The organism is Vicinamibacterales bacterium, assembly GCA_036504215.1.
In the GTDB taxonomy this organism is placed as follows: Bacteria; Acidobacteriota; Vicinamibacteria; order Vicinamibacterales; family Fen-181; genus FEN-299.
In genome coordinates, this window is record DASXVO010000054.1 from 222,283 (window position 1) to 247,495 (window position 25,213).

At 67.1% G+C, this 25,213-nt stretch carries 19 protein-coding genes; 9 read left to right on the plus strand and 10 right to left on the minus strand.

Annotation, left to right across the window (positions count from 1 at the left end; genetic code table 11):
• Positions 1–42 precede the first annotated feature (42 nt).
• The 3 genes from topA to VGK32_15845 are packed head-to-tail and all read left to right on the plus strand — an operon-like array spanning position 43 to position 5,293.
• Positions 43–2,784, plus strand: a complete 2,742-nt coding sequence (topA, locus tag VGK32_15835; GenBank protein HEY3383242.1) for a type I DNA topoisomerase — start codon at positions 43–45, stop codon at positions 2,782–2,784.
• 2 nt (positions 2,785–2,786) lie between these two features.
• Positions 2,787–4,277: a methylenetetrahydrofolate--tRNA-(uracil(54)-C(5))-methyltransferase (FADH(2)-oxidizing) TrmFO gene (gene trmFO / locus VGK32_15840; protein ID HEY3383243.1), complete on the plus strand. Its 1,491-nt coding sequence runs from the start codon at positions 2,787–2,789 to the stop codon at positions 4,275–4,277.
• 32 nt (positions 4,278–4,309) lie between these two features.
• On the plus strand, positions 4,310–5,293 hold the full coding sequence (locus VGK32_15845) for a tyrosine recombinase XerC (protein ID HEY3383244.1): 984 nt from the start codon (positions 4,310–4,312) through the stop codon (positions 5,291–5,293).
• Positions 5,294–5,303: 10 nt separating this feature from the next.
• Here VGK32_15845 and VGK32_15850 read toward each other — a convergent pair whose 3' ends face one another.
• The 3 genes from VGK32_15850 to VGK32_15860 form a co-directional block, all read right to left on the minus strand.
• On the minus strand, positions 5,304–6,701 hold the full coding sequence (locus VGK32_15850) for a sigma-54 dependent transcriptional regulator (GenBank protein ID HEY3383245.1): 1,398 nt from the start codon (positions 6,699–6,701) through the stop codon (positions 5,304–5,306).
• A 78-nt stretch (positions 6,702–6,779) separates the two neighbouring features.
• Positions 6,780–7,985 carry an ATP-binding protein gene (locus VGK32_15855; protein ID HEY3383246.1) on the minus strand — a complete coding sequence of 402 codons (1,206 nt, stop codon included), beginning with the start codon at positions 7,983–7,985 and terminating at the stop codon, positions 6,780–6,782.
• Between the two features lie 256 nt (positions 7,986–8,241).
• Positions 8,242–10,284, minus strand: coding sequence for an ABC-F family ATP-binding cassette domain-containing protein (locus VGK32_15860; protein HEY3383247.1), 2,043 nt, complete (start codon positions 10,282–10,284; stop codon positions 8,242–8,244).
• A gap of 383 nt (positions 10,285–10,667) precedes the next feature.
• Between VGK32_15860 and VGK32_15865 the strand changes: the two genes are divergently transcribed.
• From VGK32_15865 to VGK32_15880, 4 genes are all read left to right on the plus strand, one after another.
• Positions 10,668–11,024: a hypothetical protein gene (locus VGK32_15865; protein HEY3383248.1), complete on the plus strand. Its 357-nt coding sequence runs from the start codon at positions 10,668–10,670 to the stop codon at positions 11,022–11,024.
• 404 nt (positions 11,025–11,428) lie between these two features.
• Positions 11,429–12,082 carry an RNA polymerase sigma factor gene (locus VGK32_15870; GenBank protein HEY3383249.1) on the plus strand — a complete coding sequence of 218 codons (654 nt, stop codon included), beginning with the start codon at positions 11,429–11,431 and terminating at the stop codon, positions 12,080–12,082.
• Positions 12,079–12,906 carry a zf-HC2 domain-containing protein gene (locus VGK32_15875; GenBank protein HEY3383250.1) on the plus strand — a complete coding sequence of 276 codons (828 nt, stop codon included), beginning with the start codon at positions 12,079–12,081 and terminating at the stop codon, positions 12,904–12,906. The genes VGK32_15870 and VGK32_15875 overlap by 4 nt, the downstream gene beginning before the upstream one ends.
• Positions 12,907–13,029: 123 nt before the next feature.
• Positions 13,030–13,533: a hypothetical protein gene (locus VGK32_15880; GenBank protein ID HEY3383251.1), complete on the plus strand. Its 504-nt coding sequence runs from the start codon at positions 13,030–13,032 to the stop codon at positions 13,531–13,533.
• A gap of 60 nt (positions 13,534–13,593) precedes the next feature.
• On the opposite strand, the gene VGK32_15885 is transcribed toward VGK32_15880, so the two are convergent.
• Positions 13,594–14,244, minus strand: a complete 651-nt coding sequence (locus tag VGK32_15885) for a protein-L-isoaspartate(D-aspartate) O-methyltransferase (GenBank protein ID HEY3383252.1) — start codon at positions 14,242–14,244, stop codon at positions 13,594–13,596.
• 73 nt (positions 14,245–14,317) lie between these two features.
• On the opposite strand from VGK32_15885, the gene VGK32_15890 reads away from it, so the two are divergent.
• Together VGK32_15890 and VGK32_15895 are read left to right on the plus strand one after the other, a co-directional pair.
• Positions 14,318–15,700: an amino acid permease gene (locus VGK32_15890; protein HEY3383253.1), complete on the plus strand. Its 1,383-nt coding sequence runs from the start codon at positions 14,318–14,320 to the stop codon at positions 15,698–15,700.
• A 75-nt stretch (positions 15,701–15,775) separates the two neighbouring features.
• The gene (locus VGK32_15895; GenBank protein HEY3383254.1) at positions 15,776–17,203 is read left to right on the plus strand and encodes a M20/M25/M40 family metallo-hydrolase; all 1,428 of its coding nucleotides are present in this window, start codon (positions 15,776–15,778) and stop codon (positions 17,201–17,203) included.
• A gap of 46 nt (positions 17,204–17,249) precedes the next feature.
• Here VGK32_15895 and VGK32_15900 read toward each other — a convergent pair whose 3' ends face one another.
• From VGK32_15900 to VGK32_15925, 6 genes are all read right to left on the minus strand, one after another.
• The gene (locus tag VGK32_15900) at positions 17,250–18,152 is read right to left on the minus strand and encodes a hypothetical protein (GenBank protein HEY3383255.1); all 903 of its coding nucleotides are present in this window, start codon (positions 18,150–18,152) and stop codon (positions 17,250–17,252) included.
• A gap of 70 nt (positions 18,153–18,222) precedes the next feature.
• Positions 18,223–19,293 carry a chemotaxis response regulator protein-glutamate methylesterase gene (locus VGK32_15905; GenBank protein ID HEY3383256.1) on the minus strand — a complete coding sequence of 357 codons (1,071 nt, stop codon included), beginning with the start codon at positions 19,291–19,293 and terminating at the stop codon, positions 18,223–18,225.
• Entirely contained in the window at positions 19,269–20,771 is a 1,503-nt protein-coding gene (locus VGK32_15910; protein HEY3383257.1) for a CheR family methyltransferase, read from the minus strand. The genes VGK32_15905 and VGK32_15910 overlap by 25 nt, the downstream gene beginning before the upstream one ends.
• Positions 20,772–20,830: 59 nt before the next feature.
• On the minus strand, positions 20,831–22,555 hold the full coding sequence (locus VGK32_15915; protein HEY3383258.1) for a methyl-accepting chemotaxis protein: 1,725 nt from the start codon (positions 22,553–22,555) through the stop codon (positions 20,831–20,833).
• A gap of 40 nt (positions 22,556–22,595) precedes the next feature.
• Positions 22,596–23,087: a chemotaxis protein CheW gene (locus VGK32_15920; protein ID HEY3383259.1), complete on the minus strand. Its 492-nt coding sequence runs from the start codon at positions 23,085–23,087 to the stop codon at positions 22,596–22,598.
• Between the two features lie 14 nt (positions 23,088–23,101).
• Entirely contained in the window at positions 23,102–25,207 is a 2,106-nt protein-coding gene (locus tag VGK32_15925; protein HEY3383260.1) for a chemotaxis protein CheA, read from the minus strand.
• Between the last annotated feature and the right edge of the window lie 6 nt (positions 25,208–25,213).

A 25,213-nucleotide genomic window follows, 5' to 3' on the forward strand; every position in this document is an offset into this window, starting at 1 on the left:
ATGGACGGGGTCGAACCTCGTCAGTTCGGCGGTAGAAGACTGATGGCCAAATCACTCGTCATCGTGGAATCGCCTGCCAAGGCAAAGACGCTCACCCGCTTCCTGGGGAAGGACTATCGCGTGGAGGCCAGCTTCGGCCACATCCGCGACCTGCCGGAGAGCGCCGAAGAAGTTCCCGCTGAGATTCGTGACAAGAAGTGGGCGAACCTGGGCGTGGATACCGACGGAGATTTCAAGCCCTACTACGTCATTCCCGCGTCGAAACGGCGCCACGTCACTGCTCTGCGGTCCGCGATGAAGGATGCCACTCAGGTGCTGCTCGCGACCGACCCCGACCGCGAAGGGGAGTCGATCAGCTCGCATCTGAAGGACGTGCTGAAGCCGAAGGTTCCGGTTCGCCGTGTGACGTTCCACGAGATCACCCTCGAGGCCGTGCAGGAGGCCATCGCGCAGGCGCACGACCTCGACGAGAACCTGGTGAAGGCCCAGGAGAGCCGGCGGATTCTCGATCGCCTCTACGGGTACACCCTGTCACCGGTGCTGTGGAAGAAGGTGAGGACAGGCCTCAGCGCCGGGCGGGTTCAGAGCGTTGCGGTGCGTCTGATCGTCGAACGCGAGGAAGCCAGGCGGGCGTTCCGGACGGCCACGTACTGGGACATCGAGGCCAGACTGTCGGGCGAAGGCCGCGAGTTCCCGGCCACGCTGGTGCGTGTCGGCAACGCGCGCGTCGCCGTCGGTCGCGATTTCGACCCCGCCACCGGCGCACTGACCGGCAAGGGTGTGCGACACCTCGATGAGCCGGCGGCGCGCCGGGTCGCCGCCGCCATTCGCCACAACTTGCCGTGGCGAGTCACCGCCGTGGACCTGCGTCCCGGCACCGAGCGCCCGGCGCCGCCCTTCACCACCTCCACGCTCACGCAGGAAGCCAGCCGCAAGCTCGGGTTCTCGACGAGCCGGACGATGCGGATTGCGCAGCGGCTGAAGGACGGCGTGGAACTGGCCGACGGGACGATCGAAGGCATCATCACCTATCATCGAACCGACTCCACGACGCTCAGCGACAAGGCCCTCACTGAATCGGGCCGGGCGATCCGCGCGATGTTCGGCGACGAGTACTACCAGGGCCCACGCCGCTACCAGACGCAGGTCCGCAACGCGCAGGAGGCCCACGAGGCCATCCGGCCGACGGACTTCAGGTTGACGCCGCAGCAACTCACCGGGGTGCTCGACGCCGACGAGTTGCGCCTCTACGACCTGATCTGGAAGCGCACGATGGCGTCGCAGATGCCCGACGCGCGCATCCTGAAGACAACCGTCGAACTCACCGCGACCGGCCCGGACGACGAGCCGTGCGCGCTGACGGCGACAGGCAAGGCGATCGAGTTCGCCGGCTACCGCCGCGCGTACGTCGAGGGCAGCGACGATCCTGACAGCGAGCTCGAGGCGCAGGAGACGATTCTCCCTGCATTCAAGGAGGGTGATCTGGTCGTGGCGCCCGGGTCCGCAGCGGACGCACGGGCACGGGCCTCGCTCGTCGGCCTCGATCCGAAGAAGCACGAGACGACGCCGCCGGCGCGGTTCACCGAGGCGTCGCTCATCAAGAAGCTCGAGGAGGAAGGCATCGGCCGGCCGTCCACCTACGAGCCGACGATCGAGACGATTCTCAAGCGCGGCTATGTCTTTCGGCAGGGCAAGGCACTGGTCCCGAGTTTCACGGCGTTCGCGGTCACCTATCTGCTGCGCGATCACTTCTCCGACTTCGTGGACATCAGTTTCACGGCGGAGATGGAGAAGGACCTCGACGAGATTTCCAACGGCGAGCGTCCCTGGATCGATTTCATCCGTGAGTTCTTCCGCGGCGACGGCCGGCACCACAAGGGCCTCGAAGGGATGGCTCAGGAAGGCGAGCAGCGGATCGACTACCCGGTGATCGACATCGGCGAGGATCCGGACAGCGGTCAGCCGGTTCGGGTTCGCATCGGGAAGTTCGGTCCGTTCCTGCAGGTGGGCGATGGTGGTGCCGGGAACACCGCCTCGCTGCCGGACGACCTCCCGCCGGCCGATCTCTCCGTGGAACGCGCGATGTCGCTCGTCCGCGCGAAGGCCGCCGGGCCGCGCGAACTCGGCGTCGATCCGGCCACCGGGCAGACGGTGTACCTCGCGACGGGCCGGTTCGGCCCGTATGTTCAGCTCGGCGAGACGCCCGAGAAACCGGCGAAGGGCGCGAAGGGTGCGAAGGGTGCGAAGGCCGAGAAGGCCGCGAAGGTCGAGAAGCCGAGGCGTGCCTCTTTGCCGCGCGGCGTCACCGAAGCGGAAATGGACCTCCCACTGGCGCTCAAGCTGCTGAGTCTCCCGCGGGTCCTTGGGACGCATCCCGAGAGTGGCGAGTCGATCGCGGCCAGCGTCGGGCGCTTCGGTCCGTACGTCAAACACGGCGACGAGTTCCGGTCGCTCGAACCGGACGACGACGTCTATACGATTACGCTGGACAGGGCAGTCGCCCTGCTCCAGGCGCCCAAGCAGAGCCGTCGTCGCCAGTCCGCGGCACTGACCGTGCTGCGCGAACTGGGCGCCCGCGAAGACGGCGCCACGGTCAAGCTGTTCGAGGGCCGCTACGGCCCGTACGTGTCGGACGGCAAGACCAACGCGTCGTTGCCGAAGGGGACCGATCCCACCACCCTGGGCCTGCGCGAGGCGGTCGAACTGATCGACGCGCGTGCGGCTCTCGGACCACGCAAGAAGGGTGGCGCGCGGCGCAAGCGGGCCGCAGCCGGGGTTTCCTGACCATGGTGCACATCGTCGGCGGCGGGCTGGCGGGGTGCGAGGCCGCCTGGCAGCTCGCGCGGCGGGGCGTGGCAGTCACCATCCACGAGATGCGGCCGGTCCGTCCGACCGATGTCCACAAGACCGACCGGCTGGCCGAGTTGGTCTGCAGCAACTCCTTCCGAAGCGACAAGCTGGACAACGCCGTCGGGCTCCTGAAGGAGGAGATGCGGCATCTCGACTCGCTGGTGATGCGCGTGGCCGATGAGGTGCGCGTGCCGGCCGGCGCGGCGCTGGCCGTCGATCGCGAGCGCTTTGCCGATCGCGTCACCGAACTGGTGACCCACGATCCGCTCATCACGCTGGTGCGGGAAGAGATCACCGACATTCCCGAGCCGCAAGGCGCGGATGGGCCCGTCATCATCGCAACCGGGCCGCTGACCTCGCAGCCGCTGTCGGACCGCATTGCCGCGCTCGTCGGCCGGGCCCACCTCTACTTCTACGACGCCGTCAGTCCCATCGTTCTCGCCGAGACGGTCGACCAATCCCGCGTGTTTCGGGCGTCACGATGGGCACGAAGCCTTCGAGGCGCCGAGGCCGCGAACGTCGCGCAGGACCTCAGCCCCGCCGATGATCGGTCCGGCTCCGGCCCCGCCAGGGCCTGCGGCGTGGACGATGGCGAAGGCGACTATCTGAACTGTCCGTTCACCGCGGAGGAGTATGCGCGCTTCCACGACGCCCTGATGACGGCCGAGCGCGCGGCGCTGCACGACTTCGAGAAGGAGAAGTTCTTCGAGGGCTGCCTGCCGATCGAGGTGATGGCACATCGCGGGCCGGACACGCTGCGGTTTGGCCCGATGAAGCCCGTGGGGCTCGTCGATCCGAAGACCGGACGCGGGGCGTACGCGGTCGTGCAGTTGCGTCAGGACAACCTCGCGGCGGATCACTACAGTCTCGTCGGGTTCCAGACGCAGTTGAAGTGGGCCGAGCAGGCGCGTGTGTTCCGGCTGATCCCGGGGCTCGAGCATGCCGAGTTCGTGCGGTTCGGCCTCGTGCACCGCAACACGTACATCAACGGCCCGACCGTGCTGGCCGACACGTGGCAAGTCCGTACGCGGCCGCTGCTGTTCTTCGCGGGACAGGTCTCCGGCGTGGAAGGCTACGTGGAGTCGGCGGCCTCAGGGCTGCTGGCTGGAATCAACGCGGCTGCGGTGGCGCACGGACGAGCCACGTCGGCGCCGCCGAGGACGACGGCCATCGGGGCCTTGGGGTACTATGTGTCGCACGCCGAGCCGAAACACTACCAGCCGAGCAATGTCACATTCGGGATCATGGCGCCTCTCGAGCCGATGGACCGACGGTTGCGGCGCGATCGCAAGGCCCGCAACGAGGCGATCTCGGCGCGGGCGCTGACAGAACTGGACGTGTGGCACCGGGAGCACGGGCGAGACGCTTGTGCCTCTCGGGAACTGATGAGTGGGACAGGCGTCCCGCCTGTCCCGGTGACGCGTTAGGCCGCCCGAACGACTCAGGGCTGAGCGAGGCTGTGAAAGACACACTGCGTGCCTTCCTCGCGTTCATCCGGCTGAACCGGAACGCTTCGGAGCACACGGTCCGGGCGTACGACAGCGATCTGTCGCAGTTGATTACCTACATGGCGGGCCACTATCAGCGGCCGCGTCCGGATCTGCAGCCGTCGGATATCAGCCGTGTCGTGATCCGCGGGTTCCTCGCCGACCTGTTCCGGCAGGGGGAGTCGCGCGCAAGCGCGGCGCGGAAGCTGGCAGCCGTTCGTACGTTCCTCAAGTATTTGCGGCGTGAGGGGTTCATCGAGCAGGACCCTGGTCTGCTGGTGGCGACGCCCAGGCGCGAGCAGAAGATCCCGCTGCACCTCGAGGTGGAGGAGATGTCGCGCCTGCTCGAGACGCCCGACACCGCGACACCGCTCGGGCGCCGCGATCGGGCGATCCTCGAGTTGCTCTACGCCTCGGGGCTTCGATTGAGCGAACTGGTCGGCCTCGATCTCGAGGATGTGAATCTCGGGGGCCGAATGGTGCGGGTGATGGGAAAGGGGCGCAAGGAGCGCGTGGTGCCGTTCAACCAGAGCGCCACCGAGGCAATCCGCGCCTGGCTGCCCGACCGTGCCGCCTTGCAGGGTCGTGGCGGCGGTGCGATCGCGGGCGCCGGCCCGTCCAGCCGCGCGCCGAGGGTCGCCCCCGGGGCGAGAGCCGCGCGGCGGCGGTCCGGCGATGACGCCTTGTTCCTGAACTATCGGGGGACGCGGCTGTCGTCACGCCACGTGCACCGCCTCGTGCGCCACTACGTCACGGCGTGCAGCACCCGCTTCGGCATCAGCCCGCACGCGATCCGCCATTCGTTCGCGACGCACTTGCTCGAAGCGGGCGCGGACCTTCGAGCGATCCAGGAACTCCTCGGCCACGTCCGACTGAGCACGACCCAGCGTTACACCCACGTGAACGCCGCGCAGTTGATGGACGTCTACCGCCGCGCGCACCCCAGGGCCAGGTAGCACGTCGACGTCAGAATTCCTCTGCGGCCTCCCGTCGGCTCTTCGGGAACTCGATCTTCAGCGTCTTGATCTTGTAGTTGATCACGCGCGGGCTGATCGACAGCAGTTCTGCCGCGTCCTTCTGCACCCAGTTCGACATCTTCAACGCTTCGACGATCGCACGCCGTTCGATTTCCTCGAGCGGGATGCCGACCGGCGGTATGCGGACCACGGGCGCGCCTTCCGGGCCGGAGCCGACGGTCACGGCCTCACCGAGGCGGAGATCATCGATCTCGATGAACGTGCTCTCGGTGAGCAGCACGGCCCGCTCGATCGAGTTCTCGAGCTCGCGGATGTTGCCCGGCCAGTTGTAGCGGAGCAGCAGCTTCTGCGCTTCCGGCTTCAGGCCATCCATCTTCTTCTTCAGTTCGCCGGCGAAGCGGCGCACGAAGCAGTCGGCGAGCGCCGGGATGTCGTCCTTGCGGTCGCGCAGCGGCGGCATTTCGATCGAGACGACGTTGAGGCGGTAGTACAGGTCCTCGCGGAACTGACCGTTGGTGACCATGGTCGCCAGGTTTCGATTCGTGGCGGCGATCAGGCGAACATCCACTTTCAGCGTGCGCGTGCCGCCGAGCCGCTCGAACTCGTGCTCCTGGAGCACGCGCAGGATCTTCGCCTGGGTGCTCGTGGCCATGTCGCCGACCTCGTCGAGGAACAGGCTGCCGCCGTCGGCCTGCTCGAAGCGGCCGATGCGCTGCTTGTCGGCGCCCGTGAACGCGCCCTTCTCGTGGCCGAACAGCTCGGATTCGAGCAGGTTCTCCTGCAGGGCCGCGCAGTTGACGCGCACGAAGTTGCGCGACGCGCGCAGCGAATTGTGGTGGATCGCCCCCGCGATCAGCTCCTTGCCGGTGCCCGTTTCGCCGCGGATCAGCACGGTCGTGTTGCTCTTCGCGACCTTGCGCACGACGCCCAGCACCTTGGCCAGCGCGCCGCTGCTGCCGACGATCCGGTCGAATTCGTAGATGTCGTTCTGCGTGTGGCGGAGGTAGTCGAGCTCGTGGCGCATGCGCCGGACTTCCAGCGCCTTCTCGATCTTGACCTCCATCTCCTCGATCTCGAACGGCTTCTGCACGTAGTCGAACGCGCCGCTCTTCATCGCCTCGACGGCGGTCGTGACGGAGCCGAACGCCGTCATCAGGATGACCGCGGTGGACGGATGCAGCGCCTTGGTCGTGCGCAGCACCTCGATGCCGTCGCTGCCACCCATCTTGAGGTCGCTCAGCACGACGTCGTAGAAGCCCGAGTGCAACCGCTCGATCGCCGCGTTGCCGTTGGGCGCCTCGTCCACGTCGTGCCCCGCCTCGGTCAATGCCCTGGCCAGGCCACGCCGCAACGCGTCATGGTCGTCCGCAACCAGAATCCGCCCCATAGTCGTCCTCGCTGCCTGAGGCCGCGTGTTCGCGGTCCCACCTGTCGGGCCAGGAGTGCCGTCCTGCCCGGCAACTTCCTACCGCAGCCAGTCCTCGCCGGTCGTCAGCGGCAGGGTGACGCGGAAGCGCGTCCCCTGCCCCGGCGCCGTCGCCAGGTCGATGTGGCCGTTGTGCGCGTCCACGATCTTCCGCACGATCGCCAGACCGAGGCCTGAACCCTGTGGCTTGGTCGTGAAGAACGGATTGAACACTCGTTCGAGCAACTCCGCCTGCACGCCCGGCCCATCGTCGGCCACCTCGACGACCAGCGTCGCAGAGGGATCCTGCCCGCCAGGCATCGCGACCGGTTCCTGGTACTCTTCGCCCTGAGCGGCCGTGATGGCGATCGTGCCATTGCCGCCCAGCGCCTCCAGGGCGTTGATGATCAGGTTGCTGAACAACTGGCACAGCTGATGATGGTCCGCCTGGATCAGCGGCAGCTGTTCCTGGATGTTCATCGTGACATTGACGCCGCCGCGCGCCACCTTGCGCTCGGCTGTCGTGACCGCGTCGTGCAGCACCTGTGCGATCGACGTGCGCTCGACCTGCAACCGGATCGGCCGGACGAAGTCGAGCACCTCGAGGACGATCGCATTCGCGATCTTCGCCTCGCTGATGATGTCGTTCAGCAGGGACTGCGCATCCGGCGAGTCGGGGATCCGCCGGCGCAGGAGGCCGGCCATGACTTCGATGCCGGCCAGCGGGTTCTTGACCTCGTGCGCGATCGTGGCCGCCATCTCGCCCAGCGCTGCGAGCCGATCGCGCAGCCGTTCACGCTCCTCCATCTGCTCGACGAGCGTCAGGTCCTTGAAGAACAGCGCCGCCCCTTCGGGTTCGCCGCGTTCATCGAGGATGAGCGAGAGCGTGTAGCCGATGACCTTGCCGGATGGCTTGAGTCGAATCTCCGCGCGGTTGGGCAGATGCGCCAGGTCGAATGAGGCTCCGAGGATCCTGATGACGTCCTGCTGTTCGCTGAGCACCTCGGTGTACGGCCGGCCCACATCGTTGTCGTGCGGCTGGATGTCGAAGATGCGATACGCGACCTGGTTCATCATCCTGACCGTGCCGTCGCGCGTGATGGCCAGGACGCCGTTCCGCATGCTCTGAACCATCAGGCGGAAGAACCGGTCGGTCACCGGCGTGCCGGGTTCGGTGGCATCCGCGACGGCCGGGGCGACCAGCTTCCGCGTTCGGACGGGCTGGGCCGCCGCCGCGCGCGAACGCCGTTCGGGAGGGTCGCTCATGGCGTGTGGGTGGTCCTTCTCAGTAAACAGAGGCGCGAGTGATTTCAATAGTGTAACCGTCGCCCGACTTGCTGCCAAGCTGCTTTGGTCCATGTGATCCTGGTGACGTGTCGCGAGGTGATTCGCGATTCAGGGCGAATGGACGGGCAAAGCCCATGCCCGGACCTTGAAGTTCAGTACGGGTGTGAAATAGCTGAAAAAGCAGGACTTGACGAAGGAATGGAGCTGACCTGGTTACGGATGCGTAATCAACTGCTCAACTCCGAGCGGTTGGCCCGTCGATCGTTCCCTGCAACTCTTCCCACTGGTGCATGAGGTCACCCACCTCCCACATCAGGGCCTGGTGGCGGTCGACGATGGGCTGGGCGGCGATGCGATCGTCGTAGAACCCGGGGCTCGCCATCTGGACTTCGAGTGCCTTGATCGCGGTTTCGCAGCCGGCGATCCGCTCTTCGAGGTCCGCCACGCGAGCCTTGGCCGCTTTGGCCGTGCGGTCGCGCCGGCGTGCCTCGATCTGCGTCTGGCGTCGCACCTCGCGGTCGTCCGTGCCGGGCGACCGGCCTGCCTGTCCGGCGGCCTTGGTGGGCGCCTCATGGTGCTGGCGCGGATGCGCCTTCTGCGAGTGGGCCGCCTGGGGCGTGTCCGGGGCCCGGTTCGATCGGACCTTCGGCTGAACGGGGCGCGCGTCGGAAGCCGCGTGCGCCTTCGACCAGAGGAATTCCTCGTACCGCCCCGGATAGCTGTGGGCCTCGCCGCTGCCAACCTCGACGATCCGGTTGGCGAGCTTCTCGACGAAATACCGGTCGTGCGACACGAAGATCAGCGTGCCGCCGTAGTCCGCGAGCGCCTCCAGCAACACGTCCTTCGAATCCAGATCGAGGTGGTTGGTTGGTTCGTCGAGCAGCAGCGTGTTCGACGGCCGCAGCAGCATGCGTGCGACCGCGAGCCGCGTGCGTTCCCCGCCCGACAACACGCCGACGCGCTTGTAGACATCGTCGCCCGAGAAGAGGAAGCCCCCGAGGATGTTCCGGATCGCCGGCACCATCTGGTTCGGCGAACCGCTGGCGAGCGTCTCATAGACCGTCAGATCCGGGTTGAGCCGCGTGGCTTCGTCCTGCGCGAAGTACTGCGCCACCACCTGGTGGCCTTCCTGACGATGGCCCGAGTCGGGGGCCTCCGCGCCGGCGATCATCCGCATCAGCGTCGACTTGCCCGTCCCGTTCGGTCCGACGAGCGCGATGCGGTCGCCCCGCTCGATGTGCAGGCTCGCGCTGGCGAAGACGACGTTGTCGCCGTATGCCTTGCGGATGTGTTTCAGCTCGAACACCGTCCGGCCGCTCTTCACCGATGTCGGGAACGAGAAGTGGACGCGTTTCCGCTCGGGCGGCACCTCGATGAGGACGACCTTCTCCATCATCTTGATCCGGCTCTGCACCTGGGCGGCCTTCGTCGCCTGGTAGCGGAACCGGTCGATGAACATCTTCATCCGCGCGAGTTCCTCGTCCTGCTGGCGCTTCGCGTCGCGCGCCCGCTCGAGCTTCGCCTGACTCTCCGCCAGGTAGTGGCTGTAGTTGCCCGGATAGTCGTTCAGCGTCCGGAGATAGACCTCGGCGATGCGGGTGACGACCGTGTCGAGGAAGTAGCGATCGTGCGAGACGAGGATGACGGCGTGTGGGTACTCGTGCAGGTAGCCCTCGAGCCAGTTCCGGGCCTCGAGATCGAGATGGTTCGTCGGTTCGTCGAGCAGCAGCAGGTTGGGACGCGCGAGCAGGAGTTTCGCGAGGGCGATGCGCATCTGCCAGCCGCCCGAGAACGTCTCCGCCGGGCGCTCCAGGTCGCGCTGGCTGAAGCCGAGGCCCTGCAGGACCGTCGCAATCTTCAGGTCCATGCTGTAGCCGTCGCTCAGACGGAAGCGGTCCTGCAGATCGCTGTACCGCGCGAGCATCTGCTCGTGCTCCGCATCCGGGATGTCGGGATGACCGAGGCGATCCTCGAGTTCGTGCATCTCGGCCTTGATCGCGAGCAGCGGCTGGAACGCGAGTATTGCCTCCTCGTAAACCGTGCGGCCGGAATGCGTCAGACCGTCCTGCGGGAGGTATCCGACCGTCAGATCCGACGGTTTGACGACCGATCCTTCGTCGGCCTCTTCGAGATCCGCGAAGATCTTGAGGAGCGTGGTCTTGCCCGAGCCGTTCGGTCCGCAGAGACCGACACGTTCGCCGTCGGAGATTTGCCAGGTGACATGGTCGAACAGGACACGGTCACCGAAGGACTTTGTGAGGGAGGAAATCTGGATCATCCGGCAGGCTGCGCACGCAGGGGTCGGGCTTGGTTATCGCGATCGGTCCATTCGAAGGGCTCGTCGGAGGGACACGTGCCCCCCGTGTCAATTGTGCGCGAAGTCGTGTGTGCGAGGAAAGTGTGCGAGATCGCTCACAAGGGAGAACATGATAGCACACGGCCACTCGGTTCCCGGACGTGGACGGGCGCGGCTCGGGGGAAGCGTTGTCCGTAAGATACTGCAGGGACACAGGTAAGCTCCGAGGCCTCTCCGGAGTCGGACGCGCAGCCGAGTTGGCGCGGCCCTCGCATGACGGTAGATGGGCGCCCACGCGTTCTTGCGTGTACTGGCGCCCGCTCGTGCCCCGCGTGGTGTGGGGACCCGTCGGCGGGAGGACAACCATGAACAGCGCCCAGCGGACAACTCGAACGCGCCCCGTCGAAGTCCTGGCGCTGCTCGTCCTGACCGCGGCCGTCCTGGCCCTTCCCGCGCCGGCCGCCGCGCAGTCCGCGAGCGCTCCATTGGCCGTGCCCGTCCGCGCGGTCCGATCATGTTCGGTGGACAATTCCGGCGCGCCGACGGTCCCGAAGTCGCCATACGTGCCGGTCGCCGCGAACCAGAACCAGCAGGTGACCATCAGGTGCGGGAACGGCGCGGTCACCTATCCGGTTCAGCCAGGCCTCACGGTGAATCCTGCGAGCACAAGGACCACCGTTGCCACGAGCGCCGACGGTCGTGGCGCCAGCATTCAGTTCTGATCCTGCCTCGAGAAGCGACGCATCCTTCCTCTTCTCCTCCGGGAGTCATTGGGGCACGACGCCGTCCCAGAGCAGCAGTCGCCGGGACGACCCTGGCGCCGCGGCTGGGCCGGAAGAGCTGCGCGCGGCCACAGACGGTCGCGAATTCTGCGCCAGTCCTTGGGGCTTTTCGGGCGCTTATAATGGAGAGCGACGCTCACTCGCCAGATCGATTCATCGGTCGTCCGTCTTTTTGTTGCCGGCCATCGTCTTAAGGACAGAACTGAAGTAGCCAGGTGACCTGTTCCGCGGCAGGGCGGTGTCCCCGGCTGGTGCCGGATGGCCAGACAGCGGAATCACTCCGCGAGTGATTCTGGGGACGGACGTTCGGATGCGAGGCGTCGGGGGAGGACCTCCTGCAGGACGTGGCTGTTCTCGTCGAATTGACCGACGAAGAACTTGTCGAGCGATCAGTCGGTGGCGACACCGACAGCTTCAACCAGCTCATCAAGAGGTGGGAGAGGCCGATTTTTGCCCTTGCGTACCGCACGATAGGCCGTGAAGACGATGCGCGGGATGTGTGCCAGGAGACATTTCTCCGCGCCTTTCGTGGACTGGGCGGCTTCAAGGGGCAGGCGAAGTTCTCGTCCTGGCTGTATCGGATAGCCCTCAACCTGTGTCGTGACTGGATGCGTCGCGAGCGCAGGGCGCCGGTGGTGGCCACTCCGGACGGGGTGGACCTGGTCGAACTGGCCGGCGAGGGTGAGGGGGTCGAACGCCTGGACGACAAGGTCGTGCGGCTGGACCTCAGCCGAGCGGTTGCCAGGGCGATGCGGCAGTTGCCAGAGGATCAGCGAACGGCCGTCCTCCTGAAGGAGTACCACGGACTGACCTTTCAGGAGATCGCGGACATGCTCGGATGCCCGCTGAGCACCGTGAAGACCCGACTCTACCAGGGGCTCACGGTCCTGCGGCGGGAACTCGAGAGCAAGGGTATAGGGTCGGCCGTCCTGGGTGGGGCCGGGACGGTCGGATCGAGGACGTCCGGACTGCGACAGGCGACGAAGAGGGTGGTATGACTGACGGTTTCAGCTGCGCGGACAAGGAGACATTGGTCTCGTACGTCTACGGCGAGTGCGACGCGGCGACCCGGGATCAGGTCGATGCGCACCTGGCCGTGTGTCCGGAGTGCACGGACGAGATTCGTGGCTTCGGCCTGGTGCGGACCACGCTGGCGGAGTGGACGCCACCGGCGCGCGCGGTCGGCTTCCGCCTGGTGCGCGACGAGGCCATCGAAGCCGCGCCGGCTTCGGCACACGTTCTGCGCCCGCCTCGATGGTGGCAGACGTCCATGCCCCTGTTTGCGCGGGCGGCAGCCGCGGTGCTGCTCGTCGCCGGCGGTGCGGCGCTCGCGAACGTGGAAGTGCGCTACGACAAGGACGGCTTGGTGGTGAGGACCGGCTGGCAGCACCCAGGCGGCCCGGTGGCTGGCGTGTCGCCGGTGGCTGCGTCCGGCGGAGTGGAACAGGCCGCGCGCCTACCCGGTGAAGCCACATCGGCCGGGTGGCAGACGGAGTTGACCGCACTCGAGCAGCGGCTGCGGAATGAGATGCGCGTGCAGATCGCATCTACGCGCCCGGCATCGTCGCCGTCGATGGTGCGGGCGGCGAACGCCGGATTCGACGAGAAGCAGTTCATGACGAGAGTTCGTGCCCTGCTCGACGAGAGCGAGCGGCGGCAGCAGAACGAGATGGCGTACCGCCTGAGTCTGGTCGCCGGTGACCAGATGCAGCGCCGCAACGAGATGATGATGCGCGTCCAGCAGGGCATCGGGCTCGATTCGTCGCGCGTCCGCCCGAAGACCACCCTGTTCGACGTCTCGCTGAAGAAGCAGCCGGAGTAGAAGAGGCGGCGAGCCCCTCGACGTCGATTGGGGCGAGCCGACGGGGAACCTACCGAGCGTGGTCGGTGTCGAAGCAGACAAGGGATCGTGCCGGACGGCTCACTTTCACATAGAATTGACCCTATGCTGCGCCGCACCTCTTTCTTGCTGCCCTGCCTGCTCGTCGTGGTTGCGTTCCTCGGCACCGGCTGCCGTTCGCGCGCCGTGGATCTGGCCAAAGCGCTCGAGGTGACCGATGTCACCACCGGCTTCTTCGATGCCGGGATTGTCGAAGGCACCAAGAACAAGCTCGTGCCCAGCATCTCCTTCCGACTGAAGAACCGGGACAACGGGACGATCGTCAGCGTCCAGGCCATCGCCAAGTTCAGTCGAGTGGGTGAACCGGAAGAGTGGGGTTCGGCGCCGTACGTGCGGGCGATCGGGCCTGAGGGTCTTCCCGCGGGCCAGTCCACCAGTCCCATCGTCGTCCGCTGCGACCGGGGCTATACGGGTGAGCAGCCGCGGGCGCAGATGCTGCAGAACCGCCAGTTCGTCGACGTCCGCGTGGAGTTGTTCGCGAAGTACATGGCGAACAGCTGGGTGAAGATGGGCGACTATCGCATCACCCGGCAGTTGCTCACGCGGTAGGCCGCTTTCGCGGCCCACTCGTTCCACGCCGCGTCGGCGGGGCGAGCGTGCCCTCATCCTTCATGCTCTGGAGGATGTTTCCACCATCGGCACGAATCGAACCGGTGCCACGTCGCGCGTGGTCACCTGGCCATCGCGACCCTTCTCGATGAGCTGCAGGACCTGAGCGTCGGATGGGCCGACGGGGATGGCCATGCGGCCGCCCGGTGCCAGCTGCGCGATGAGCGTCTGCGGCACCTGCGGGGGGGCGGCCGTCACAATGACGATATCGAACGGCGCGCGATCGGGCCAGCCGTCGTAGCCATCGCCCAGGCGGACGTGCACCGTCGCGTACCCCAGTCGGACGAGTCGCTCCTGCGCGTCGCGCGCCAGGGCGTCGATCGTCTCGATCGAGAAGACCTCGGCGACAACCTGCGCGAGCACCGCCGACTGATAACCGCAACCCGTGCCGATCTCGAGCGCGCGGTCGGTCGACGAGGGCCGGACCAGTACGGTCATCAGGGCCACGATGAAGGGTTGAGAGATCGTCTGCTGGTGTCCGATCGGCAGGGGCGAATCCTGGTAGGCCCGGGATTGCTGGTCGGGCGGGACGAACGCGTGGCGTGGCACGGCGCGCATGGCCCCGAGGATCCGTTCGTCTCGAATGCCACGGACGACAATCTGCTCGGTGAGCATGCGCTCGCGCGCTTCTGCGAAGGCATCTTCGACCATGCGTGATTATCGCACCGACCGGCGTGCGATTCCTTGATGACCGGCTGTCTGCTTCCCATCTATAATCGTGCCAGTGCCCGTCGATACGTCTTCTCGTCTTCTCGAACGTCGTCTCGGCCCGCTGGACGCTGCCGCGATCGTCATTTCCAATGTCATCGGCGTCGGGATCTTCATCACGCCGCGGATCATTGCGACGGCGACTCCGCACCCGTTCGTCTTCATCGGGGTGTGGGTGGCCGGAGGCCTGCTGGCTTTCGTCGGCGCCATGGCCTACGCCGAACTCGGCACGTTGCGGCCGAGGTCGGGCGGTGAGTACGTCTATCTGCGCGAGGGGTTCGGCCCGCTGGCCGCGTTCCTGACCGGCTGGACGTCGTTTGTCGCCGGCTTTGCCGGCGCGATGGCGGCCGGCGCGCTCGGTGTGTCCGAGTATCTGGGCCGGTTCATCCCGGCCGCGGGCGATGCCACCCCGTTGCTCACGATTCCCGTGCCGTGGCTGCCGCTGGTGTTCTCGCGGCGCAGCCTCGTCGCGCTGTCGGTGATCATCGCCCTGGCTCTCATTCACATCCGCGGTCTCGGTCCCGGTCGTCTCGTGCAGAACGCGCTGGCCGGCGTGAAGGTCGGCGCGCTCGCGCTGTTTGTCGCCATCGGCCTGAGCTTCGGCCACGGCAGCCTGACGCATCTCGCAGACGTGTCCGTGTCGACACCACTCAACCTGCCGCTCGCGTTCATCCTGGTGATGTTCTCGTATAGCGGCTGGAACGCGGCATCGTACGTGGCCGAGGAGATCCGCGATCCCGGACGGAACGTGCCCCGCGCACTGGCGCTCGGCACGGGCACGGTGGTCCTGCTGTACGTCGGGTTGAACGTCCTCTACCTGTACGCCGTGCCGATCGGCGAGATCGCCAACGGTGGCCAGTCGGAAATCGCCATGGTGGCCGCGGAGCGACTGCTCGGACCGGTGGCCGCGACGCTGCTCGGCGCGCTGGCGGTTGTCGTGCTCTCGGGGAGCTTGAGCGCGATGACCGTGGCGGGGCCGCGCGTCTACTTCGCGATGGCCCGCGATGGGGCGTTCTTTCGGTTCGCCGCCCGCATCCATCCCCGGTTCCACACGCCGTGGGTGTCGATCCTCGCGCAGGCCGTCTGGGCTTCGGTGCTGGTGTTGACGAACACCAAGGACCAACTCGCCGAGTACACCGGCTTCGCGGTGCTGCTCTTCTCGGCGATCGCCGTCAGCACGGTCTTCGTCATGCGCCGCCGTCATCCGGACGAGCCGCGGCCGTTCAAGGCGTGGGGTTATCCGGTGGCGCCTGCCATCTTCGTCGTCGTCTCACTCGCCATCACCGTCGCGGCCATCGCCGGCCGACCGGGGCCGTCGCTGCTCGGCGCCGGGATCATCGCGGCCGGGATTCCCATCTACTGGATCTTCAAGGCGCGGAACAAGGACGCCGGGCTGTAGGCGTTCTCCTGGATGAACGACGGGCCCTTGTCGGGCCGCTCACTCGATGTCAGGATCAGCACGCTCGGGGGGTCCATGCGATACATCTGTGGTCCGGTCCTCGTCCTGCTAGCCACCGCGAATCTGATCGCCGGCCAGGTGCCGGTCCGGACGCTGAACACTGACGAGCGGCTGGCCCGGGACATCTTCAAGGAACTGATCGAAATCGACACCACCGATTCGACGGGTGATTGCACGAAGGCCGCCGAGGCGATGGCCTCGAGGTTCAGGACGGCGGGGTTTGGACCCGGCGACGTCCAGGTGCTCGGGCCCTCCCCGAAGAAGCAGAACGTCGTCGCGCGCCTGCGAGGCACCGGCGCAGGCAGGCCGATCCTCCTCATCGCGCACCTCGACGTGGTCGAGGCGCGGCGCGACGACTGGTCGTTCGATCCGTTCGTGTTCCTCGAGCGCGACGGGTACTACTACGGGCGCGGCACCAGCGACATCAAGTCTGGCGCGGCCGTGCTCGCCGCCAACTTGATTCGGTTGAAACAGGAGGGCTACAGGCCGGCCCGCGACCTGATCGTGGCCCTCACGGCGGACGAAGAGGGTGGCACCGCGAATGGGGTCGAGTGGCTCCTGCAGCACCGAAAGGACCTGATTGACGCCGAGTACTGCCTCAACACGGATTCCGGTGGCGGCTCACTGCGACAGGGCGTCAAGACCGCCAACGAGCTCCAGACGTCGGAGAAGGTCTACCTCAGTTTCACGCTCGAGACGAGGAACAGCGGCGGACACAGCGCGCTGCCCGTGAAGGACAACGCAATCTACCACCTGGCAGAGGGGCTCTCGCGGCTCGCCCGGTTCGAGTTCCCGGCGCGCCTGAACGAGACGACCCGCGCGTTCTTCGAACGCATGGCTGGCGTCGTGAAGGGCGCGGTCGGCGCGGACATGAAGGCGGTTGCAGCCAACCCCCTGGACGCCGTCGCGGCAGCGCGGCTCGCGGCGGCCTCCGCCTACTACAACGCGCTCATGCGGACCACCTGCGTCGCCACTCGCCTCGAAGGCGGGCATGCGGACAACGCGCTGCCCCAGATGGCCCGCGCCACGGTCAACTGCCGGATGCTCCCGGAGGATTCACCGGGCGACGTGCAGGCGGCGCTGGTGCGGGTACTGGCCGATCCGGCAATCACGGTCAGGCCGAACGGAGCGCCGCGTCCCTCGCCCGCGTCACCCCTTCGCCCCGACGTCGTGCGCGGCGTCGAGCGCGTCACCACCGCCATGTGGCCGGGCGTGCCGGTCGTTCCGATCATGTCCACCGGCGCCAGCGATGGTCTGCTCCTGAGGCGCGCCGGCATCCCGGTCTACGGCGTCTCCGGGCTCTTCGACGACATCGACGATGTCCGTGCACACGGAAGGGACGAGCGAATGGCGGTCTGGGCCTTCTTCGACGGCCTGGAGTTCATGTACCGCCTGGAGAAGGAACTCGCCGGAGAACCCCTGGCAGCCGGCGAACGGCGCTGACAAACGTGCACGCCGCCCGCTTTGCGGGATGGAGGGGGCACCCCGACTACTGGCGCGGGGAGAACATCGGGTGCTCGAAGCTGAGGTAGAAGAAGACCGCCCGCTGCCCTGCGCTCGGCCCGACGCCAATCGGCACGGCAAACCCCGGAACGATTTGCAGGCCGCTCCTGCAGTTGATGGCCCAGCGGACACCCGGGCTGACCAACAGCGAATCGACGGTCTCGGTCGCGCTCGGCCCGCTCACCACCTGCCCCCGCGAGTAGATGACTTCGACCAGGCCGTTGAAGGTCGGACGCGCGAGCCACACGAGGCTCTGACCGACGCTGAAGCTGGCCGCCGTCGCGGAATCGCCGCTGGCGTTCCGCGCCTTCGGAACGACCGTCGCGCCTGCGTTGATGTGCGTGACGAACGCCTGGTTCAAGACGATGCTGATCGGCAGATTCACCTGGTAGCCCAACGCACCAGAGCCTCGGTACTGACGCTCGTCCCCGGTTCCCGCGATGAGCGAGAACCTGGGAGCGACGGCGACTTTCGAGTCGCCACTCCCCACCAGTTGGTAGCGATAGTTCAACGCGATGTCTCCGACGCCGACCCCGCCGTCAGCGGACGCCTCGACGTTCTGAACCGGGAGCGTGACGCTCAGTTGATGGCGCACGCCGGGGACCGGCCACTCCTGGGTGAACGAGTATCCCCAGTTGTTCCCGCGCAGATCGCGCTGCAGCGTGCTGATGTGCTGCACCACGCCTGGTTCCTGGTTGTAGGCCTCTTCGATCAGGAACGAGTTGTCCTGGATCGGCCGCTCGGCCTCCGTCGAGGGAGACGGCGTGGCCGCCGTCGCCGCCTTCGGGTCCTGAGGCGCCAGCCGCGCGGTGGGCGGGGAGGCCGGCCAGGCGCCGGACGCGGTTTCGAGACACGACACGAGCACGAGCCACCCAAGCATTCCTGACATCACGACTATCCTTCCTGACTACGAAATCCCTCCCGGCCGGCACTGCACCGCACCGCAGGTCGAGGCACTTCTACGGAGTGGCCGCGGGTCTCCTGCCGCTCGCCATGCGGAGTGCCGCGTCGGCCAGCCGCTCCAGCGGCAGCACCTCTTCGGCGGCACCAAGCAGGATGGCCTCGCGCGGCATCCCGAAGACGACACAACTCGCCTCGTCCTGCGCCAGCGTCCGGGCACCCGCCTGCCGCATCTCGAGCAATCCGTGCGCCCCATCGTTCCCCATGCCCGTGAGGATGACGCCGACGCCGTTCGCGCCCAGGGCCCGGGCGCACGACCGGAACAGGACGTCCACCGACGGGCGATGACGGTTGACCGGCTCGGAGACGGACACACGAGCCCGGTATTCGGCGCCGCTGCGCACGATGGTCAAATGGAAATTGCCGGGTGCAATCAAGGCGTGCCCGGGCAGCACACGGTCGCCATCGGACGCCTCGCGCACGCGGATCTGGCACAGGCTGTCGAGACGCTCCGCGAAGCTCTTCGTGAACTTCTCCGGCATGTGCTGCACGACGACGACGCCTGGTGAGGTGGGCGGCAGGGCGCCGAGGAGTTCTCTCAGGGCCTCGGTGCCGCCCGTCGACGCGCCAATGGCCAGCACCTTGTGCGTCCCGTCGAAGTGAGCCACGGTCTCGGCCGGGCGCGCCTGCGCTGGACGCGGGCGCGTCCGCCCGGCCACAAAGCGGTGCGCGGATGCGGCTGCCTTCACCTTGTCCACGATCTCGTCCGCGAGGTCGACCGTGCCGCGGGCGACGTCGATCCTGGGCTTGGTGACGAAATCGACCGCTCCCAGCTCGAGGGCGCGCAATGTGGTCGCGCAACCCCGTTCGGTGAGCGAGGACACCATGACCACCGGCATCGGGTGCGCGCGCATCAGTTTCTCGAGGAACGTCAGCCCGTCCATGCGCGGCATCTCCACGTCGAGCGTGAGCACATCCGGGCGCAGCGCCTTGATCTTCTCGATGGCGCCGTATGGATCGTGAGCGACGCCGACCACCTCGAGCGCCGGGTCTCGCGAAAGGAGGTCGGACAGCAACTGGCGCATCAGCGCCGAGTCGTCCACGATCAGGACGCGATGTCGTAGGAGCACGGCTCGGTTCCCCCTCCCGAATTCGGATTACAGTGCCCCGCTTCGTCCGACACGACCTGCGACATCTCGCGGGCACCGAGCGGCCGCACCATCGCGCGGCCGCCGGCGGTGGAGAACCGGACCTCGATCGGCCTGTCGCTGCCGAACTGATGGGCCACGAGCGGTATGTCCTCACGCCGCAGGTAACTCGTGACGAACTCGACGTTCTGGCGCGGCACGCTGGTGCGGGAGTGACCGAGCCAGGGTGCCTCCGTTCCACCGAAGGCCTTGGCCTGCAAACGTCTGCGGTCGCCGCCGAGTCGGACGATCTCGGCGATCAAGAGCCGCATCGCATCGACGCCGTAGCGCCCGACGCCGTGCCCGGTGGGTGGAGTCGTGGCCGAGGCTCCGGACCCGGGCTCCGCGTCTTCGCCACCCGGGAGCAGGAAATGGTTCATGCCGCCGACTCCTGCGACCGGGTCGAACAGGCACGCGGCCACGCAGGACCCCAGAACCGTGCGCAGGACGACCGGCTCGCGGCTGGCGGACACACCGCCGAGCGGCACCGTGACCGACGGGCCGTGCGCCGCCCGATGAAGCGGTGTGGATGACCGGCTGCCTGCGAGCCGGTAGGTGGTCTGCCCGACCGTCTCGAACGCAGGGCAGATGCCGAACAGGTTCTCGGAATGGCCAAGGAAGAGGTAACCCCCTGGCCGAAGCAATTCGGCAAACCGCGACACCACTCGCTGCTGCGTCGGCCGATCGAAGTAGATGAGGACGTTGCGACAGAAGATGGCGTCGAACGGGCCGCGGACCTGCCAGGCCCGGTCGGCGAGGTTCACCTGCCGGACCACGACCATCTCGCGCACCTCGGGCCGCAGCTGGACGCTGCCGGCGCACGACCCCACGCCGCGGAGGAAGTACCGGCGCCGCATATCCTCTGGTAGGTCGGCCATGGCGTCGGCCGAGTACCGCGCCTCGTCGGCCCGTTGCAGCACATCGGTGTCGACGTCCGTCGCCAGGACCTTCGCGTCCCAGCCCAGGCGGCCGTGCAGCGCGTCGCGCAGCGTCATGGCGATCGAGAACGGCTCCTCGCCGGTTGAACACCCGGCGCTCCAGACATCCAGTCGGCGTGGCCGGCCCAGCGTTGAGGCCTTCACGAGGTCGGTCAGGAATGGCCCGCCGAGGAACTCGAAGTGATGGCCCTCCCGAAAGAACGATGTCTTGTTCGTGGTGATGCAGTTCACCATCTCGGTCAGCTCGTCTCCGCCTGGGTCCTCCGTCGTCAGATAGTGATAGTAGTCCGCGTATGTCTCCATCCCGAGGTGCCGCAGCCGTTTCGCCAGGCGCGACGCCACGAGCTGCACCTTGCTTGGACCGAGTGAGATGCCGACCACGCGATAGATGAGTTCCTGGAAGGCCTGGAACTCCTCATCCGTGATGCTGGACTCGGTCGAAGTCCACGGGTGGCCGGCACGGGTTCGCGTCGTGCCGGCCATACCGCGCCGTGCGGAGAGGGAAGGTGTATGTCCCATTGGTCGTCGCGCCCCGCTCAATCTCAGAATTCGACGAACCCGCTGTCCTGCGCGTTGAGGTTCGACGCGTCAGTCGGCCTGACCGTCATCGACGGGGGCGCCGGACGGGAAGCCGTCATGCGCGCGACCGTCTTCTTCTTGACCGTCGGCGCAACCTCGGTCCGCCGCGCGCGGGCGCGCACCGCCCGGTGGTCCTCACCCTCGGCTTCGAGCTTGAACCGGGCGACGAGGTCCTGGAGCTGCTCGGCCTGCGCCGCCAGCGATTCCGCGGTCCCGGACATCTCTTCGGTCTGAGACGCGTTGGCCTGCGTGACCTGGTCCATCTGACTGACCGCCTTGTTGACCTGGTCGATGCCCGACGTCTGCTCGCGCGACGCGGCGGCGATCTCCGAGACGATGTCGGTGACGTGCTTGACCGACGTCATGATCTCCTGGAGCGTGGAGCCCGACTTGTTCACCAGCTCCGACCCGGCCTCGACCTTGCGGACCGAGTCCTGGATGAGCCCCTTGATCTCCTTCGCCGCCGTCGCGCTCCTCTGCGCCAGGTTGCGGACTTCAGCGGCGACCACCGCGAAGCCGCGTCCCTGTTCGCCGGCGCGGGCCGCTTCGACCGCCGCGTTGAGCGCGAGCAGGTTGGTCTGGAACGCGATCTCGTCGATGGCGGTGATGATGTCGGCGATTCGCTTGGACGCCTGGTTGATCTCGGCCATCGCGCCGACGGCCTCACTCACCACCTGGCCGCCCTTCTGCGCCACGTCGCGGGATCCGCTGGCCAACTGGTTGGCCTGCTGGGCGTTGTCGGCGTTCTGCTTGACCGTCGACGTGATCTCCTCGAGACTCGCGGCGGTCTCCTCGATGCTGGACGCCTGTTCCTGGGCGCCGCTGGCGATCTCCTGAGACGCAGAACTGAGCTGCTGCGATGCCGCAGCCACGTTGTCCGCCACCGTCCGCACCTCTTCGAGCGCCTTGCGGATGCCGCCGACGGCCTGGTTCAGCGCCGTGCCGAGCTGACCGGTCTCGTCCGTGCTGGTAACCTCGAGCCGCTGCGTGTAGTCGCCGTTCGCGACGGCCTGGAGCACCGTGACAGCCGCCCCAAGGGGCTTCGCGATCATTCGCCCGATGCCGTAGCCGACGCCGATGGCGAAGAGGGCCGCCAGAACGATAAGGACCACCATCGTCCGAACCGAGCTCTGGTAGACAACGTCGGCCTCGTCGAACGCTCGCCGGCCGAGTTGATCCTTCCACTTGGTCACCTCGTCGAAGCGCGCTCTGATTCCCCTGGCGGTGTCCCTCGACCGCTGGAGGACCGTCGCAGCCTCGTCCTTGCGGCTCGACTGATCGAGGTTCAGCACCAGGCGGACGTCGCTCTCGTAACTGGCGAACATCTGCTTGATCTCGGCGAACTTCGCCTTCTCCTCGGCCGACGTGGCGCTCTTCTCGGCCTTCTCGAAATGACCAGGGAACGTCGCGAAGTCGGCGTCGGCCTGTTGCGTCAGTTGCCGCGCATCCGCAGCATCCCTGGCGACCATCGCGGTGGCCACGACCCGGCCGATGTCGAGCAGCAGCGCGTCGGCGTTCTTGGTCTCCATCGAGCCCATCATGTCTCGCTGGTAGAGCGTGTCGAGCATTTCATTGGTGACATTCACGTCGTGGAGGCCAAGGTACCCAATGCCCACCATGACAGCAATCAGCACCGCAAAGGCGCTCATCAACTTCGTCATCGTCTTCAGATTGGCGAACCGCTTCATAACATCTCTCCTTCGAACTTCCCGATCAGTACCCAACACTTCAAGCGGCGGCCGAGGCCTCCACCAGTTCTCTGTTTCCGAGCACACGCTCGATGTCCAGCAGCAGCACGAACTTCTCGCCGGCGCGGGCCATCCCCCGCAGGAAGGACGTGTCGATGCCGTCCCCGAGTTCGGGCGCCGGCTCGATCTTGTCCTCGGGCAGGTTCACCACGTCCGACACCGCGTCCACGACGAGGCCGAACACCCGGGCGCCGACCGTCACGACGATGACCACGGTGAACTTGTCGTACTCGGCGGCGGCCATCGAGAACTTCGCGCGCAGATCGACGACGGGCACGACCGTGCCGCGGAGGTTCATCACGCCCTTGAGGTACACGGGCGCGTTCGGAATCGGCGTGATCGCCGAGTAGCCTTTGATTTCCTGGACCCTCAGGATCTCGACGCCGTACTCCTCCTGCCCGAGCGCGAACGTCAGATACTGATTGCCGTCGGCCGTGAACCCGGCCGTTTGAACGGTGCCTTCCTGTGCCATACCCTGCTCCTTCTTCATGCCACCGCGGCGTGCGCGGTTCGATCCATACCCCTGCTCGCGTCGGGCTGCCGCAACGCCATGCGAAGCAGTCCCTGCGCGTCGAGAATCAGCGCCACCTTTCCGTTTCCCAGGATCGTGGCCGCCGTCACGCCCTCGACCTTCCGGTAGTGCGTCTCCAGGCTCTTGATGACCACCTGCGACTGGCCGAGCAGTTCGTCCACCAGCAGCCCGAACCGGCGGCCATCGACCTCGACGAGCACGACCAGGCCGCGTGACGGGTCGGTTTCGCGCGGACTCACGTCGAACACACGGTGCAGGCGAACCAAGGGAACCAACTCGCCGCGCATGTCCACGACCTCGCCGTGCCCCAGGACGGGGCGCACCTGGTCGGGCCGGGGGCGGAGCGATTCGATGATGGCCGTCAGCGGCAGAACGTAGACCTGATCGCCGACCCCGAGCTGCAGGCCATCGAGGATGGCCAGCGTCAGCGGCAGCCTGATCTTGAAGGTCGTGCCGCGCCCGGTTTGGGTCGCGATGCCCACGTTGCCATTGAGCGCTTCGACGTTCCGTCGAACGACGTCCATGCCGACACCGCGCCCCGAGACGTCGCTGACCGTCGCGGCGGTCGAGAATCCGGGCTGGAACACGAAGGCGTGCAGCTGCTCGGGCGACACCTGTTCGTCCGCGCCCAGCCACCCGAGCGCGACTGCCTTCTCACGAATCCGCGCGTCGTCCAGCCCGCGACCATCGTCGGATACCTCCACCACGACGCCGCCGCTCTCGTAGCGGGCGTGGAGTCGGACGCAGCCGTCCTCCGGCTTTCCCGCGCGTCGTCGACCTTCGGTCGACTCGATGCCGTGGTCGATCGCGTTTCGGATCAGGTGCGTGAGCGGGTCGCTCAGACGTTCAACCACGGCCTTGTCGAGTTCGGTGTCAGCGCCGGAGACCTCGAGCTGAACCTTCTTGCCGCACGCCGTCGAGAGGTCGTGCACGAGGCGCGGGAACCGGCTGAAGATGGCGCCGATCGGCACCATCCTGATCGCCATGACGCGTTCCTGCAGTTCGCGCATGTGACGCTCGAGATCGCCGGCGGCCGCCAGCACCACCGGCAGCGTCTCGATCGTGAAGCTCGACAGCGCCTGCCCCAGCATCGACTGCGAGATCACCAGTTCGCCGACCAGGTCGACGAGCTTGTCGACCTTGTGGGTGTCGACGCGCATCGATGACGACTCGAGCGGCGCCGCGGTTGCGCGGCGATCGCCGCCGGCCCGCCGATCGCCGGCCGAGGCGGCCGGCCCTTCATGGATTGCCGGATTCAGAGCCGGCACCGGCGCAATCGTGATCCGGCAGTCGTCCTCGACGAACAGGAAGACGTCCCGCAGCGCCTCGGCGCCCTTGCCAGTCCGCACCCGGACGCGCCACGCCAGATGGCAGCTCTCCGGATCGAGCTCGTGGAGTGGCGGCAACGCCGACAGGTCGGCCTCGGTGTCGACGACCGTGCCGAGACCTGCGAGGTCGCGCAGGAGCAGCAGCGGATCCATCCCCTGACGAAACAGATCGCGGCTCGGAACGAACGACACGTCGAATTCGGTCATCGACGCGTCAGCTGTTGCCGCGCCCGCCGCAGCCAGAGCCTCTGCCGGAGCGTCGGCCGGACCGGACGTGCGCGGGCGTTCGTCCTCGCGGGCCGGTGTCGGCCGGGCGCTGCCCGGCCGAGGAACGCTTTCCGCGTCGGCGCTCGCGAGGAACGCCGTCAGGCGGGCGGACACCTCGTCCTCGGCTCCCTGCGGTTGCCCACCGGCCTTGGCCGTTGCCAGCAGCCCTTTCAAGGCATCGACCGCCTGGAGCAGCAACGCGGTGAGGTCCGGCGTCGCGCCCAACTGCCCGCCCCGCATCCGGTCCAGCACGGTCTCGAGCGAGTGGGTGAATCGGGCGACGGCCTCGAGTCCGAACGTGGCGCTACCACCCTTGATCGAGTGCGCGGAGCGGAAGATGTCGTCGAGCAGCGCGGGGTCGCCGGGCTCCGACTCGAGTCGCAGGAGGCCGGATTCCAGGTTGTCCACGTGCTCCGCGGCCTCGTCGAAGAACGTCGCGCGGAAGCGATTCATGTCGATCTGCATACGTGG

What these genes read in the sequence shown, in the direction of transcription:
- VGK32_15885 (HEY3383252.1), bottom strand. Translation starts at nt 14,244, where the DNA reads ATGGTCGAAGATGCCTTCGCAGAAGCGCGCGAGCGCATGCTCACCGAG.
- VGK32_15865 (HEY3383248.1), top strand. Translation starts at nt 10,668, where the DNA reads ATGAACAGCGCCCAGCGGACAACTCGAACGCGCCCCGTCGAAGTCCTG.
- VGK32_15875 (HEY3383250.1), top strand. Translation starts at nt 12,079, where the DNA reads ATGACTGACGGTTTCAGCTGCGCGGACAAGGAGACATTGGTCTCGTAC.
- VGK32_15860 (HEY3383247.1), bottom strand. Translation starts at nt 10,284, where the DNA reads ATGATCCAGATTTCCTCCCTCACAAAGTCCTTCGGTGACCGTGTCCTG.
- VGK32_15850 (HEY3383245.1), bottom strand. Translation starts at nt 6,701, where the DNA reads ATGGGGCGGATTCTGGTTGCGGACGACCATGACGCGTTGCGGCGTGGC.
- VGK32_15855 (HEY3383246.1), bottom strand. Translation starts at nt 7,985, where the DNA reads ATGAGCGACCCTCCCGAACGGCGTTCGCGCGCGGCGGCGGCCCAGCCC.
- VGK32_15920 (HEY3383259.1), bottom strand. Translation starts at nt 23,087, where the DNA reads ATGGCACAGGAAGGCACCGTTCAAACGGCCGGGTTCACGGCCGACGGC.
- topA (HEY3383242.1), top strand. Translation starts at nt 43, where the DNA reads ATGGCCAAATCACTCGTCATCGTGGAATCGCCTGCCAAGGCAAAGACG.
- VGK32_15880 (HEY3383251.1), top strand. Translation starts at nt 13,030, where the DNA reads ATGCTGCGCCGCACCTCTTTCTTGCTGCCCTGCCTGCTCGTCGTGGTT.
- VGK32_15925 (HEY3383260.1), bottom strand. Translation starts at nt 25,207, where the DNA reads ATGCAGATCGACATGAATCGCTTCCGCGCGACGTTCTTCGACGAGGCC.
- VGK32_15900 (HEY3383255.1), bottom strand. Translation starts at nt 18,152, where the DNA reads ATGTCAGGAATGCTTGGGTGGCTCGTGCTCGTGTCGTGTCTCGAAACC.
- VGK32_15910 (HEY3383257.1), bottom strand. Translation starts at nt 20,771, where the DNA reads ATGGCCGGCACGACGCGAACCCGTGCCGGCCACCCGTGGACTTCGACC.
- VGK32_15895 (HEY3383254.1), top strand. Translation starts at nt 15,776, where the DNA reads ATGCGATACATCTGTGGTCCGGTCCTCGTCCTGCTAGCCACCGCGAAT.
- trmFO (HEY3383243.1), top strand. Translation starts at nt 2,787, where the DNA reads ATGGTGCACATCGTCGGCGGCGGGCTGGCGGGGTGCGAGGCCGCCTGG.
- VGK32_15915 (HEY3383258.1), bottom strand. Translation starts at nt 22,555, where the DNA reads ATGAAGCGGTTCGCCAATCTGAAGACGATGACGAAGTTGATGAGCGCC.